Genomic DNA, 13,200 nt, shown 5'->3' with positions numbered 1-13,200 from the left:
TGAATTTCTATTTGTATGAGTATATCGGAGAGGCAAGCGCGTCAACGTGCCCGAGAATCCATTGACCATTTTCTTCGACAGGGTGCCTTCTCAATGAGCGATTCGTCCAAGCCCGCCAACAAGCTGCGCAGCCGCGCCTGGTTCGACAACCCAGACAATATAGACATGACCGCGCTCTATCTGGAGCGTTATCTGAATTTCGGCCTGAGCCTGGACGAACTGCGCAGCGGCAAGCCGATCATCGGCATCGCCCAGACCGGCAGCGACCTGTCGCCCTGCAACCGCCATCATATGGTGCTGGCCGAGCGCGTGCGCGAGGGCATTCGGGAGATGGGCGGCATCGCGCTGGAGTTTCCGGTCCACCCGATCCAGGAAACCGGCAAGCGGCCGACGGCGGGGCTGGACCGCAACCTTGCCTATCTGGGGCTGGTCGAGGCGATCTACGGCTATCCGCTGGACGGGGTGGTGCTGACCACGGGCTGCGACAAGACGACGCCCGCGCTGCTGATGGCGGCGGCGACGGTCAACATCCCCGCCATCGCCCTGTCGGTCGGGCCGATGCTGAACGGCTGGTTCAAGGGCGAGCGGACGGGTTCGGGCACCATCGTCTGGCATGCGCGGCAATTGCTGGCCGCGGGCAAGATCGACGATGAAGGCTTCATCAAGCTGGTGGCGTCCTCCGCGCCGTCGACCGGCTATTGCAACACCATGGGCACGGCGACGACGATGAACTCGCTGGCCGAGGCGCTGGGCATGATGCTGCCGGGATCGGCGGCGATCCCCGCGCCCTATCGCGACCGGCAGGAGGTCGCCTACCTCACCGGCAAGCGCATCGTCGAGATGGTGGCGGAGGACCTGAAGCCGTCCGACATCCTGACGCTGGACGCGTTCCACAACGCCATCGTGGTGAACTCCGCCATTGGCGGGTCGACCAATGCGCCGATCCACCTGGCGGCGATCGCGCGCCATGTCGGGGTGGAGCTGCCGCTCAAGGACTGGGAGACGGTGGGGCACAAGGTGCCGCTGCTGGTGAACCTCCAGCCCGCGGGCGAATATCTGGGCGAGGATTATTATCGCGCCGGCGGCGTGCCGGCGGTGGTGGGCCAGCTGATCGAACAGGGCCTGATCCGCGAGGGCGCGATGACCGTCAACGGCAAGACCATAAGCGAGAATTGCCGGGGCGCGGAGATCGAGGACGAGAAGGTCATCCGTCCCTTCGCCCGGCCGCTGAAGGAGGAGGCCGGGTTCCTCGTGCTGTCGGGCAATCTGTTCGACGCGGCGGTGATGAAGACCAGCGTGATTTCGGACGAGTTCCGCCAGCGCTACCTGTCCAACCCCGAAGATCCCAACGCCTTTGAAGGCCCGGCGGTCGTGTTCGACGGGCCGGAGGATTATCATGCGCGGATCGACGATCCGGCCGTCGGCATCACGCCCGATACGCTGCTGTTCATGCGCGGCGCCGGCCCGGTCGGCTATCCCGGCGCGGCGGAGGTGGTGAACATGCGGCCGCCCGCCTACCTCATCACCGAGGGCGTGTCCGCCCTGCCCTGCATCGGGGACGGGCGGCAGTCGGGGACTTCGGGCAGTCCCTCCATCCTCAATGCCTCGCCCGAAGCGGCGGCCATGGGCGGCCTGGCGCTGCTGCGGACCGGCGACCGGGTGCGGATGGACCTGAACAGGGGCACGGTGAACGTCCTCATTTCCGACGAGGAACTGGCCGGCCGCCGGGCGGCGCTGGAGGCGGAGGGCGGCTATCCCTATCCCGCCTCGCAGACGCCGTGGCAGGAAATCCAGCGCTCCGTCGTCGGCCAGCTGAACAGCGGCGCGATCCTGGAGGGCGCGGAGAAATATCAGCGCATTGCCCAGACCATGGGCCTGCCGCGCGACAATCATTAATCCCCCATTTCGGAGTTTATCCCCATGTTCAACGGAGCCATTCTTGTCGGCGCGAGCGAGCGCCAGGGCGGCGAGCCCTTCTTCGCCATCGACCCGTCGACCGGCGCGAAGGGCGGGATCGCCTTTCACAACGCCTCGGCCGCCGATGTCGCGGACGCCTGCGCGCTGGCCGATGCCGCGTTCGAGAGCTTCTCCACGCTGACGCCCGACGCCCGCGCCGCCTTTCTGGAGGCGGTGGCCGACGGGATCATGGCCATTGGCGACCTGCTGATCACCACCGCCATGAGCGAGACCGGCCTGCCGCGCGGGCGGCTGGAAGGCGAGCGGGGCCGCACCGTCGGCCAGCTTCGCCTGTTCGCAGGCTATGTCCGCCAGGGCGACTGGCTGGACGCCACCATCGACAAGGCCTTGCCGGAGCGGCAGCCGCTGCCGCGCAGCGACCTGCGCCGCGTCAACCAGCCGGTCGGACCGGTCGCCGTGTTCGGCGCGTCCAACTTCCCGCTCGCCTTCTCGGTGGCGGGCGGCGACACCGCATCGGCCTTCGCGGCGGGTTGCCCGGTGGTGGTGAAGGGCCATCCGGCCCATCCCGGCACCGGCGAACTGGTCGCCCGCGCCATCGCCGCGGCGGTCGAGGCAAGCGGCTTGCATGAAGGCGTGTTTTCCTACCTGCCCGGCACGACCAACGACCTGGGCGGCGCGCTGGTGGCCGATCCGCGCATCAAGGCGGTGGGCTTCACCGGGTCGCGCGGCGGAGGCCTTGCCCTCATGAAGATCGCAGCCGGGCGCAAGGAGCCGATCCCGGTCTATGCCGAAATGTCGAGCATCAACCCGGTCGTGCTGCTGCCCGGCGCGCTGGCCGCCCGGGCCGAAGCGCTGGGCGCCGCCTTCGTCGGATCGCTGACGCTGTTTTCGGGCCAGTTCTGCACCAATCCCGGGCTGGTGATCGCGCTCGACAGCCCCGATCTGGACCGTTTCGTCGCTGCGGCGGCCCAGGCGCTGTCGGCCAATGCGGCGCAGGTCATGCTGACGCCCGGCATCCATGCCGCCTATGAAAAGGGCGTCGCGGCGCTGGCCGGGGCGGAGGGCGTCACCACCATCGCGCGCGGCGCGGCGGCGGACGGCGTCAATCGCGGCCAGCACGCGCTGTTCGCCGCCAGCGGCGAGCAGTTCCGCGCCAATCCGGCGCTGGCGCATGAAGTGTTCGGTTCCTCCTCCATCCTCGTCAAATGCGCGACGATCGAGGAGGTCATCGACACCATCGCCCGGATGGAGGGCCAGTTGACCGCGACGCTCCAGATGGACGACAGCGACCGGGCCGATGCCGCGAAGCTGTTGCCCACCCTGTCCCGCAAGGTCGGACGCGTGCTGGCGAATGGCTGGCCGACCGGGGTGGAAGTCACCCATGCCATGGTGCATGGCGGCCCCTTCCCCTCGACCTCCGACGGCCGTTCGACGTCCGTGGGCACGCTGGCGATGATGCGCTTCCTGCGCCCGGTCTGCTATCAGGACGTGGCCGACGCGGTGCTGCCGCCCGCCTTGCAGGCCGCCAATCCGTGGAAGCTCAACCGCCGTATCGAGGGCAGGCTGGAGATCGCCCGGTGATGCCGTCCGTGGATGAATCCATGATCCGGTCGCTGGTCCAGTTTGAGGAAGGCGGCCGCCGCGGCGTCGCCGCCCTCGACCGGACCGGCGCGGCCCGGCGCGTGGAGGCCGCAAGCTCCACCCGCGCGCTGGCGCTGGAGGCGATCGCGGCTGGGCAGGGCCTGGCCGCCATGGCGGAAGCGCGGCTGGGCGGGGCGGTGGACCTTTCCGCCGTCCGGCTGCTCTGCCCCATCGACCATGAGGATGCCGCGCACCTGCTGGTCGCGGGCACCGGCCTCACCCATCTCGGTTCGGCGGAAGGCCGCGACAAGATGCACAAGGCGGCCGCGTCGGGCGATCTGACCGACAGCATGCGCATGTTCCTGATGGGCGTGGAGGGCGGCAAGCCCGCCGACGGCGGAATCGGCGCGCAGCCCGAATGGTTCTACAAGGGCGACGGCCAGATACTGGTCCATCCCGGCGAGGATTTCACCATGCCGGCCTTCGCGGAGGATGGCGGGGAGGAGCCGGAGGTCGCCGGCATCTACCTGATCGACGGGGACGGCGCGCCGGTTCGCCTCGGCTTTGCCATCGGCAATGAATTTTCCGATCATGTGACCGAACGCGGCAATTATCTGTGGCTTGCGCACAGCAAGCTGCGTCAGGCCGCGCTGGGCCCCGAACTGCTGCTGGGCGACCTGCCGGAGGACCTGCGCGGCACCAGCCGCATCGTCCGCAATGGCGTGACGGTGTGGGAAAAGCCCTTCCTTTCCGGCGAGACCAACATGTCCCACCGGATCGACAATCTGGAACATCATCATTTCAAATATGGCCTGTTCCGCCGTCCGGGCGACATCCATGTCCATTTCTTCGGCACCGCCACCCTTTCCTTTTCGGAAGGCTTCGCCGCGCAGGAAGGCGATGTGTTCGAGGTGGAGGCCGCGCCCTTCACCCTGCCCGTGCGCAACGGCCTGCGCCGCGCGGCGGACGAGGGCAAGACGAAGGTGAAAGTCCTATGACCATCAGGGCAGGCCTTGTGGGCCTGGGCAAGATCGCCCGCGACCAGCACCTTCCCGCCATCGCGAAGACCGGCGGCATAGACCTTGTCGCCGTCGCCAGCCGCAATGCGCGGGGCGACGGCGTGAACAACTATCCCGATCTGGACGCGATGCTGGCGGGGGAGCCGGACATGGACGCCGTGATCCTCTGCCAGCCGCCGCAGGTCCGATACCAGGCGGCGCGGCAGGCGATCTTGGCGGGCAAGCATGTCTTCCTGGAAAAGCCGCCGGGCGCCACCGTGTCGGAAGTGGAGGCGCTGGTCGCCCTCGCCCGCGCGCAGGGCGTCACCCTTTATGCAAGCTGGCACAGCCGCTATGCCGCCGCGGTCGCGCAGGCGAAGGCGTGGGTGGCGGAGCGCCCGATCCGGCACATCGACATCCAGTGGCGCGAGGATGTCCGCCACTGGCATCCGGGCCAGCCGTGGATCTGGGAAGCGGGCGGGTTCGGCGTGTTCGATCCGGGCATCAACGCCCTGTCGATCCTGACGGAGATCGTGCCGGAGCCGGTGACGATGCTGTCGGCCAGCCTGGAAGTGCCGGAGAACAGGGACGCGCCCATCGGCGCCGCGCTGAGCATGGCGACGGCGTCGGGCGCGACGGTCGAGGCCGTGTTCGACTGGCGCCAGACGGGCCCGCAGACATGGGACATCGCGGTCGAGACGGCGAATGGCAGCCTGCTGCTGTCGGAGGGCGGCAATATGCTGCGCCTGGACGGGGAAATCCAGATCAAGGCGCCGGACGAGGAATATCCGGCCATGTATCGCCGCTTCGTGGGGCTGGTCGAGGACCGGGCGATCGACGCCGACATCGCGCCGCTGCGTTTGGTGGCGGACGCCTTCCTTTGTGGGCGGCATTGCCCTACGACGGCCTTCGAGGACTGAACCGGGGGGGCCTGAACATTGGGAAGCGAGCGCAAGGACGTAACGGAACGCAAATTCGCGACGGACGAAGGCTCGCTTCGCATCCATCAGGCCATCGCCCGGCAATTGGGCACGGCGATCCTGATGGGCGTCCACAAGCCCGGCGACCTGTTCGAGGGGGAGATCGAGGCGTCGGAGCGGCTTCACGTATCCCGCACCGCCTATCGCGAGGCGGTGCGCATCCTGATCGCCAAGGGGATGCTGGAAAGCCGGCCCAAGGCCGGTACCCGCGTGCTGCCGCGCAGCCGATGGAATGTGCTGGACCCGGAAATGCTCGCCTGGATGTTCGCGGGGGAGCCGGACCGCGACTTCATCCGCGACCTGTTCGAACTGCGCGGCGTGATCGAACCGGCGGCGGCCGAATTCGCGGCGCGGCGGCGGACCGACGAGCAACTGGCCATCATGGCGCAGGCGCTGGACGAGATGGAAAAGCACGGCCTTTCGACGCCGGAAGGGCGGGCGGCGGACCAGCGTTTCCATCATGCGGTGCTGGCGGCGACGCATAATGACGCGCTCGCCGCGCTGGCCAGTTCGGTGGGGGCGGCGGTGAGTTGGACCACCACCTTCAAGCATCGCAAGAAGCTGCTGCCGCGCGATCCCCTGCCCGATCACAAGGCGGTCTATCGCGCCATCGCCACCCGCGACACGGCCGCCGCGCGCAACGGCATGGTGGAGTTGCTGCGGCTGGCCATGGCCGACATGGACGTGGTCATGACGGAACCCGGCAAGCTTTAACAGGGCGTAGAAAAGCGGGCGCCGGCTTTCCGGGCGATGCCGTGGAGGGCCGACCCGGCCGGGTCGGGCGCCGTCAGTTCACCGGGGCCCGCCGCCTGTAGCTGAGCGCTTCGGCCACATGGACGCGCCCGACGCGATCCGCCCCCGCCAGATCGGCGATGGTCCGCGCCACGCGCAGCACGCGGGTATAGCCCCGCGCCGACAGCTTCATCGCCGCAGCCGCCTGCGCCAGCAGTTCGCGCCCGGCCTGATCCGGCCCGGCGACATCCTCCAGCCGCTCTCCATCGACCTCCGCATTGGTGCGCAGCGACGTCCCTTCATAGCGGCGCGTCTGCACAGCCCGCGCGGCGGCGACCCGGACCGCGACCTCCGCCGATCCTTCGGCGGGCGGGGGCAGGACCAGGTCCGCCGCCGTCACCGCCTGCACCTCCACATGCAGGTCGATGCGGTCGAGCAGCGGTCCCGACACCTTGGCCTGATAGTCCGCCGCGCAGCGGGGGGCGCGGGAACAGGCCAGCGCCGGATCGCCCAGATGGCCGCAGCGGCAGGGGTTCATCGCCGCCACCAGCTGCACCCGCGCCGGGAAGGTGACATGCGCATTGGCCCGCGCCACGGTGACTTCCCCCGTCTCCAGGGGCTGCCGCAGCGAATCGAGCACCGTCCGCTGGAATTCGGGCAGTTCGTCGAGGAACAGCACGCCCAGATGCGCCATGCTGACCTCGCCCGGCCGCGCCTTGTGCCCGCCGCCGACCAGCGCCGCCATGGAGGCGCTGTGATGCGGATTGCGGAAGGGACGGGCGCGGCTGATCCGGCCGCCCTCCAGCGTGCCGGCGACGCTGGCCACCATGGAGGTTTCCAGCGCCTCGCCCGGCGTCAGTTCGGGCAGGATGCCGGGCAGGCAGCTCGCCATCAGCGACTTGCCCGCGCCGGGCGGGCCGACCATCAGCAGATTATGGCCGCCCGCCGCCGCGATCTCCAGCGCGCGCTTGGCGCTTTCCTGACCCTTGACCTGCCTGAGGTCCGCGGCACGGATCGGCGGCTCCACCTGCCCGGGCTGCGGCGGCGAGAGGGCGGCGGCGCCCTTGAAATGGTTGAGGATGGCCAGCAGGTCGGGCGCGGCGATCACCTCCACCTGACCGGCCCAGGCGGCTTCCGCGCCCTGCGCCACCGGGCAGACGAGGCCCAGTTCCCGCTCCCCCGCATGGAGCGCGGCGAGCAGCACGCCGGGCGTCGGGGCGATGCGGCCGTCCAGACCCAGCTCGCCCACGACGACATAGCCCGCCAGCGTCTCGGCATCGATCACGCCCATGGCGCCGAGCAGGGCCAGCGCGATGGGGAGGTCGAAATGCGACCCCTCCTTGGGAAGGTCGGCGGGCGAGAGGTTCACGGTGATCCGCTTGGGCGGCAGCGAAAGGCCGATGGCGGCGATGGCGTTGCGCACCCGCTCCCGGCTTTCCGCGACCGCCTTGTCCGGCAGGCCGACGACGATGAAATTGGGAAGGCCGGGAACGAGCTGGCACTGAACCTCCACGCCGCGCGCTTCCAGCCCCAGATAGGCGACCGTCGATACCGTCGAAACCAATGATGTTCCCCCATGCCCCGGACGGCCTCCATGGCGCTCCCGCGAGGGCAGGAGTGCCGCGTCAGGGGCCGAACCGGGTTCCTGCCTTCGCAGGAACAGGGAGGCATTTCAATCTCCTGGTGATGGTGGACGGATCAGCCCTCTTCCGGGCGGCCCTTGAAGCCCTGCGCCACGACATACCATTCGACGCTGCCCTTGCGGCTGGCGGGCGGCTTGGCATGCTTGATCGTGGTGAAATGCCTTTTGAGGATGGCGAGCAGGTCGGCGTCGGTGCCGCCCGCGAACACCTTGGCCACGAAGGTGCCGCCCTTGCGCAGATTCTCCACCGCGAACATGGCCGCCGCCTCGACCAGCCCCATGGTGCGCAGATGGTCGGTCGCGGCATGGCCGACGGTGTTCGCCGCCATGTCGGAAATGACCAGATCGGGCGCGTCGCCCAGCGCCTCCGCCAGCAGGGCGGGCGCGCTGTCGTCCATGAAGTCCATCTGGAACAGGGTGACGCCCGGAATGGGATCGGTCGGCAGCAGGTCGATGCCCACCACCTTCGCCTTGGGGCAGAGTTTCCGCACCACCTGCGCCCAGCCGCCAGGCGCCACGCCCAGGTCGACCACCGCGCGGGACCCCTTTACGAAATGGAACTTCTCGTCCAGTTCGATCAGCTTGAAGGCGGCGCGGCTGCGCCACCCCTCCGCCTTGGCGCGGCGGACATAGGGGTCGTTCAACTGGCGTTCGAGCCAGCGGGTGGACTGTGCCGTCCGCCCCTTCGCCGTCTTGACCCGCACCTTGCCGGCACCGGTACCTCTCACAGGGGGCCTCTCACATCTTCACTCCGTCGCGGTCCATCAGGCCGCGCAATATGCCCTCGCGAATGCCGCGATCGGCCACGCCCAGGCGCTGGGCGGGCCAGATGTCGAGGATGGATTCCAGGATGGCGCAGCCCGCAACGACCAGATCGGCCCGCTCCGTCCCGATGCAGGGCAGCTTCTGCCGCTCCGCCAGGGGCATGGAGGACAGCCGCGCCGAAATCGCCCGCATCGACGTCGACGGCACGATCAGACCGTCGATCGCCTGCCGGTCGTAGCGCGGCAGGTCGAGATGCAGGCTGGCCAGCGTCGTCACCGTGCCCGACGTGCCGAGCAGGCGGATATCCGCCTGCGGAGCCGGCAGGCGGCGGGCCAGCGGCGCGAAGGCATCCGCCACGCGGGCGCGCATCCGGGCATAGGCGGACAGCCGGTCCATGGGATCGGCATGGTCGAAAGGCTCGCTCTCCGTCAGGGAGACCACGCCCCAGGGGGCGCTCACCCAATCGACGATATGCGGCGCGCCGGCGCGATTGGCGTCCACCAGCACCAGCTCGGTCGAGCCGCCGCCAATGTCGAAGATGAGCGCGGGGCCGTCGCCCGGCTCCAGCAGCGCGTGGCAGCCGAGCACCGCCAGCCGCGCCTCTTCCTGCGCGCTGATGATGTCGAGGGCGATGCCGGTTTCCCGATAGACGCGCTGGATGAATTCGGCCCCGTTGGAGGCGCGGCGGCACGCCTCCGTCGCGACCGAGCGGGCCAGGGTGACGTGCCGGCGGCGCAGCTTGTCGGCGCAGACCGACAGGGCGGAAATCGCGCGCTCTATGGCGGCGTCGCTGATCCGGCCGGAAGCGGCAAGCCCCTCCCCCAGCCGCACGATTCGCGAAAAGGCGTCGACGACGATGAAGCCGTCCGCCGATGGCTTGGCGATCAGCAGGCGGCAATTATTGGTGCCAAGGTCGATGGCCGCGTAGGAGCGGCGTCCGCGCAGCGGATGAGGCAAAAGGCCCCGCGATTTCGACGGGGGAGTGAGGGCCGCAGCCTTGCTCCCATTGCCCTGACCGGAACGGACCCCCTTGCCCGAAATTCCGCCGGCCGGGCCGGAACTCTGCGGCGATGGGCGGCTGTGCTGCACCATGGCCGTATCTCTTTTCTTCTTCGCCAGCGCCGAAAAGCGCCGGAACTTGGCGACAAGAGTAGGCAAAGGAACAGGAAAGCGCAAGGCGGGGCGGACAGCCCCCTCAGACAAGCGGCATGAGGGCCGCGACGATCCACCGTTCCTCGGCGCGCAGCACGCCCCAGGCGCGGGCGGCGGCGCGGCTGTCCATCACCTCCACGCCGATGCCGCGCCCCTCCAGTTCGCGCACGAAGGCGCGCGGCGGCTGGCGCAGGGCGGCGCCCGTGCCGACCAGCAGGAATTCCGGCTGGACGTCGAGGTCGAACAGGTCGCCCAGATGCGCCACCGTCAGCGCATCGACGGGCGGCGCATCCTGCCAGGCGAGCGCCCGCACCGGGGAGAGCAGCAGGCCTTCGGGAAAGACATCGTCGCGGACCCGAAAACCCCGCCCCTGAAAGCCGGTGACGATCGGCCCCTGCCCCGATTCATCGCGGCGCAGCTCTATGCCGGAGCGGTTCCCGTTCAGGGTCGCGCCCCGTCGTCGCGCGGGCCCATCCGCTCGGCCTGGGCGGCGATATTGACCTTGCTCGCCTTCTTCTCCGCCGTGGCAGGCGACAGGCCCAGGCTGATGAGCAGCGAGGAGGAGACATAGACCGACGAATAGGTGCCGACGATGATGCCCAGCATCATGGCCGCGGTGAAGCCGCGCAGCACATGGCCGCCCAGCAGCAGCAGCGCGCCCAGCGCCAGCAGCACCGTGACCGAGGTCATGACCGTGCGCGGCAGCGTTTCGTTGACCGACAGGTCGATCAGCGACTTCATGTCCATCTTGCGATATTTGCGCATATTTTCGCGGATGCGGTCGTCGATCACCATCTTGTCGTTGATCGAATAGCCCACGATGGTCAGCACGGCGGCGACGATGTTGAGGTCGAATTCGAGCTGGGTGATGGCGAAGAAGCCCAGCGTCATCAGCACGTCGTGCATGATCGCGACGAAGGTCGAGACGCCGAACTGCCATTCATAGCGGAACCAGGAGAAGATCGCGATGCCGATCACCGCCAGCATCACCGCCAGCACGCCGTTCTGGATCAGTTCGCCCGACACCTTGCCCGACACCGTGTCGTAGCGGGAGAAGGTGACGCCGGGGAATTCCGCCGTCATCGCCTTGCGCGCCTTTTCGACGATGGCGTTGGCCGCGCCCGCGCCGCCCTGTTCCGGCAGAGGGAGGCGGATCTGCACCGTTTTCGGATCGCCGAACTGCTGGAGCGAACCGTCGCCCACCCCCAGGCGGTCGATTACCGTGCGCACCTTGTCGGTCTGCGGCGGCGTTTCGAACTTCGCCTCTATCATCAGGCCGCCGACGAAGTCGACGCCGAGGTTCAGCCCCTTGTAGAAGGTCGCGCCGACCGCCAGCACCGTCAGCAGCGCCGTCAGGGCGAAGGCCCAGTGGCGCAGCTTGACGAAGCCGATATTGGTGTTGTCCGGGACGAGCTTAAGCAGTTTCATGTTTCTCTCCGCCCGTCAGATGTGGATTTCGGTCGGGCGCTTGGCGCGGACCCAACGCGACACCAGCAGGCGCGTGAAGGTGACGGCGGTGAACACGCTGGTCGCGATGCCGATCAGCAGCACGATCGCGAAGCCCTTGACCGGTCCCGACCCCAGAGCGAGCATGATGCCGCCGGCGATGGCGTGGGTCACGTTCGCTTCGAAGATCGTGCGGCTGGCTTCCTTATAGCCATGTTCGATGGCCTGCACGACCCCGCGTCCCCTCCGCCTTTCCTCACGGATGCGCTCGTAGATCAGCACGTTGGCGTCGACCGCCGTGCCGATGGTCAGCACGAAGCCGGCAATGCCCGGCAGCGTCAGCGTCGCGCCCAATATGCCCATGACGCCCAGGATCACCAGCACGTTGATGGCGACGGCGAGGTTGGCGTACATGCCGAAGCGGCCATAGCTCATGAACATGAAGGCCGCGACCGCCGCCACCGCGATCACCGAGGCGAGCAGGCCCGCGCGGATCGAATCGGCGCCGAGTTGCGGGCCGACCGTGCGTTCCTCCACCACGGTCAGCGCGACGGGCAGCTTGCCCGAACGCAGCGCGATCGCAAGCTGGTTGGCGCTTTCGACGGTGAAGCTGCCGCTGATCTGCGCGCTGCCGCCCAGGATCGGCTCGTTGATGTTCGGGGCGGACAGCACCTTGCCATCCAGGATGATGGCGAAGGGACGGTTGACGTTCTGCGACGTCACCTGGCCGAATTTGCGCCCGCCCGCACCGTTGAAGCGGATGTTGACGATCGGCTCGTTGCCCTGCTGGTTATAGCCCTGCTGCGCGTCGGTCAGGTCCTCGCCCGACACCATGACCTGCCGGTAGACGGCGATCACCGGCGGGCCGGCGGGATTTGTGGGATAGGGCAGCACTTCGCTGCCGACCGGCGCGCGGCCCTGCGCCACCTCGGCGGGGTTGGCGTTGACGTCGACCAGCTTGAATTCCAGCTTGGCGGTCTGGCCCAGCAGGTCCTTCAGCGCCCTGGGGTCCTGAAGGCCGGGCACCTGCACGACGATGCGGTTGTCGCCCTGCTGCTGGATGGTCGGTTCGCGCGTGCCCATCTCGTCGATGCGCTTGCGGATCACCTCGGTCGCGACTTCCATCGCGCCCTTCACCGCATTGTCGATGCCCGCCTTGGTCGGGGTGATGACGATGGTGGAGCTGTTCACCACCTCCACATTGAAATCGCGCTGGCCGGTGAGGCCCGCCCCCTGGGTCAGCGGCCGGATGCGCTCCACGGCGGCATCGACCTGCGACGGGTTGCGCACCATGAAGCTCAATTTCCCGTCGCGGCTGGAAATATCCCCGATCGCGATCTTCGTGTCGCCCCGGCGCAGTTCCGTGCGGACCTGCTCCTCCATATTGGCGATGCGCTGCTTCGCCACGTCCTGGGTCGAGGCTTCGAGCAGCAGGTGGCTGCCGCCCGACAGGTCGAGGCCCAGGTTCACGCGGGTCTGCATGAATTTGGGCAGTTGCCCGACCACCGTGTCCGGCAGGAAGCTCGGCACGGCGCAGGCTATGCCGATCAGCAGCGGCAGCAGGATCGCGACGACCGCCCAGCGAGGGAAATTCAGCATGGGTGGGGCTCAGTCGTTCGCGGGCTTGGCGGTGGCGGGATCGATCACGTCGGTCAGGGTGGACTTCACCGCCTTCACCTTCATGCCCGGCGCCAGTTCGACTTCGGCGTAGAATTCGTCGACGCGCACCACCTTGCCGACCAGACCGCCGCCGGTCACGACCTGATCGCCCTTCTTCACGGCGTCGATCTTGGCCTTGTGCTCCTTCATCTTCTTTTGCTGCGGACGGATCAGCAGGAAATAGAAGACGACGAAGATGAGGACCAGCGGGGCCATCTGAACCAGCATGGAGGCGCCGGACGATTCCCCGCCCGCAGTCTGGGCAAAGGCTGGAGATATGAACATGCTTGGGACTTTCGCCTTATTCTCTTGTCCAGTCGCGGGCGCC

The 13,200-nt window shown here is 68.3% G+C and carries 12 protein-coding genes; 5 read left to right on the top strand and 7 right to left on the bottom strand.

All coding sequences use genetic code 11. The features are described 5' to 3' along the window. The first annotated feature begins 93 nt into the window (after positions 1 to 93). From A0J57_RS15800 to A0J57_RS15780, 5 genes are read left to right on the top strand one after another with little or no spacing between them, the layout of a single operon-like run. Complete coding sequence (locus A0J57_RS15800; protein ID WP_061939343.1) at positions 94 to 1,896, top strand: IlvD/Edd family dehydratase; 1,803 nt, start codon at positions 94 to 96, stop codon at positions 1,894 to 1,896. 24 nt (positions 1,897 to 1,920) lie between these two features. Next, complete coding sequence (locus A0J57_RS15795; RefSeq protein ID WP_061939345.1) at positions 1,921 to 3,498, top strand: aldehyde dehydrogenase (NADP(+)); 1,578 nt, start codon at positions 1,921 to 1,923, stop codon at positions 3,496 to 3,498. A 20-nt stretch (positions 3,499 to 3,518) separates the two neighbouring features. Continuing rightward, positions 3,519 to 4,496 carry an AraD1 family protein gene (gene araD1, locus A0J57_RS15790; protein WP_061939363.1) on the top strand — a complete coding sequence of 326 codons (978 nt, stop codon included), beginning with the start codon at positions 3,519 to 3,521 and terminating at the stop codon, positions 4,494 to 4,496. Beyond that, positions 4,493 to 5,416, top strand: a complete 924-nt coding sequence (locus A0J57_RS15785; protein ID WP_061939347.1) for a Gfo/Idh/MocA family protein — start codon at positions 4,493 to 4,495, stop codon at positions 5,414 to 5,416. The genes araD1 and A0J57_RS15785 overlap by 4 nt, the downstream gene beginning before the upstream one ends. 18 nt (positions 5,417 to 5,434) lie before the next feature. Then, positions 5,435 to 6,190, top strand: coding sequence for a FadR/GntR family transcriptional regulator (locus A0J57_RS15780; RefSeq protein WP_025551582.1), 756 nt, complete (start codon positions 5,435 to 5,437; stop codon positions 6,188 to 6,190). 73 nt (positions 6,191 to 6,263) lie between these two features. Here A0J57_RS15780 and A0J57_RS15775 read toward each other — a convergent pair whose 3' ends face one another. From A0J57_RS15775 to yajC, 7 genes are all read right to left on the bottom strand, one after another. Then, complete coding sequence (locus tag A0J57_RS15775) at positions 6,264 to 7,772, bottom strand: YifB family Mg chelatase-like AAA ATPase (RefSeq protein ID WP_025551584.1); 1,509 nt, start codon at positions 7,770 to 7,772, stop codon at positions 6,264 to 6,266. 134 nt (positions 7,773 to 7,906) lie between these two features. Continuing rightward, positions 7,907 to 8,578 (bottom strand): RlmE family RNA methyltransferase, encoded by a 672-nt coding sequence (locus tag A0J57_RS15770; RefSeq protein WP_044661324.1) that lies wholly within the window; start codon positions 8,576 to 8,578, stop codon positions 7,907 to 7,909. 10 nt (positions 8,579 to 8,588) lie between these two features. Next, entirely contained in the window at positions 8,589 to 9,707 is a 1,119-nt protein-coding gene (locus A0J57_RS15765) for a Ppx/GppA phosphatase family protein (RefSeq protein ID WP_025551587.1), read from the bottom strand. Between the two features lie 103 nt (positions 9,708 to 9,810). Beyond that, a complete protein-coding gene (locus A0J57_RS15760; protein WP_076605755.1) occupies positions 9,811 to 10,155 on the bottom strand; it encodes an MTH938/NDUFAF3 family protein in 345 nt (114 codons plus the stop codon). A gap of 53 nt (positions 10,156 to 10,208) precedes the next feature. Further along, positions 10,209 to 11,195, bottom strand: coding sequence for a protein translocase subunit SecF (gene secF, locus A0J57_RS15755; RefSeq protein ID WP_025551591.1), 987 nt, complete (start codon positions 11,193 to 11,195; stop codon positions 10,209 to 10,211). Between the two features lie 15 nt (positions 11,196 to 11,210). Next, positions 11,211 to 12,812, bottom strand: coding sequence for a protein translocase subunit SecD (secD, locus tag A0J57_RS15750; RefSeq protein WP_025551592.1), 1,602 nt, complete (start codon positions 12,810 to 12,812; stop codon positions 11,211 to 11,213). A gap of 9 nt (positions 12,813 to 12,821) precedes the next feature. Then, positions 12,822 to 13,157, bottom strand: a complete 336-nt coding sequence (gene yajC / locus A0J57_RS15745) for a preprotein translocase subunit YajC (protein ID WP_044661323.1) — start codon at positions 13,155 to 13,157, stop codon at positions 12,822 to 12,824. Positions 13,158 to 13,200 lie beyond the last annotated feature (43 nt).

This window comes from Sphingobium sp. 22B (assembly GCF_001580035.1).
Lineage (GTDB): Bacteria > Pseudomonadota > Alphaproteobacteria > Sphingomonadales > Sphingomonadaceae > Sphingobium > Sphingobium fuliginis.
Note: the sequence above shows the minus strand (reverse complement) of the source record. Positions and strands in the feature narration are given on the sequence as shown.

What these genes read in the sequence shown, in the direction of transcription:
- secF (WP_025551591.1), bottom strand. Translation starts at nt 11,195, where the DNA reads ATGAAACTGCTTAAGCTCGTCCCGGACAACACCAATATCGGCTTCGTC.
- secD (WP_025551592.1), bottom strand. Translation starts at nt 12,812, where the DNA reads ATGCTGAATTTCCCTCGCTGGGCGGTCGTCGCGATCCTGCTGCCGCTG.
- araD1 (WP_061939363.1), top strand. Translation starts at nt 3,519, where the DNA reads ATGATCCGGTCGCTGGTCCAGTTTGAGGAAGGCGGCCGCCGCGGCGTC.
- A0J57_RS15785 (WP_061939347.1), top strand. Translation starts at nt 4,493, where the DNA reads ATGACCATCAGGGCAGGCCTTGTGGGCCTGGGCAAGATCGCCCGCGAC.
- A0J57_RS15800 (WP_061939343.1), top strand. Translation starts at nt 94, where the DNA reads ATGAGCGATTCGTCCAAGCCCGCCAACAAGCTGCGCAGCCGCGCCTGG.
- yajC (WP_044661323.1), bottom strand. Translation starts at nt 13,157, where the DNA reads ATGTTCATATCTCCAGCCTTTGCCCAGACTGCGGGCGGGGAATCGTCC.
- A0J57_RS15795 (WP_061939345.1), top strand. Translation starts at nt 1,921, where the DNA reads ATGTTCAACGGAGCCATTCTTGTCGGCGCGAGCGAGCGCCAGGGCGGC.
- A0J57_RS15765 (WP_025551587.1), bottom strand. Translation starts at nt 9,707, where the DNA reads ATGGTGCAGCACAGCCGCCCATCGCCGCAGAGTTCCGGCCCGGCCGGC.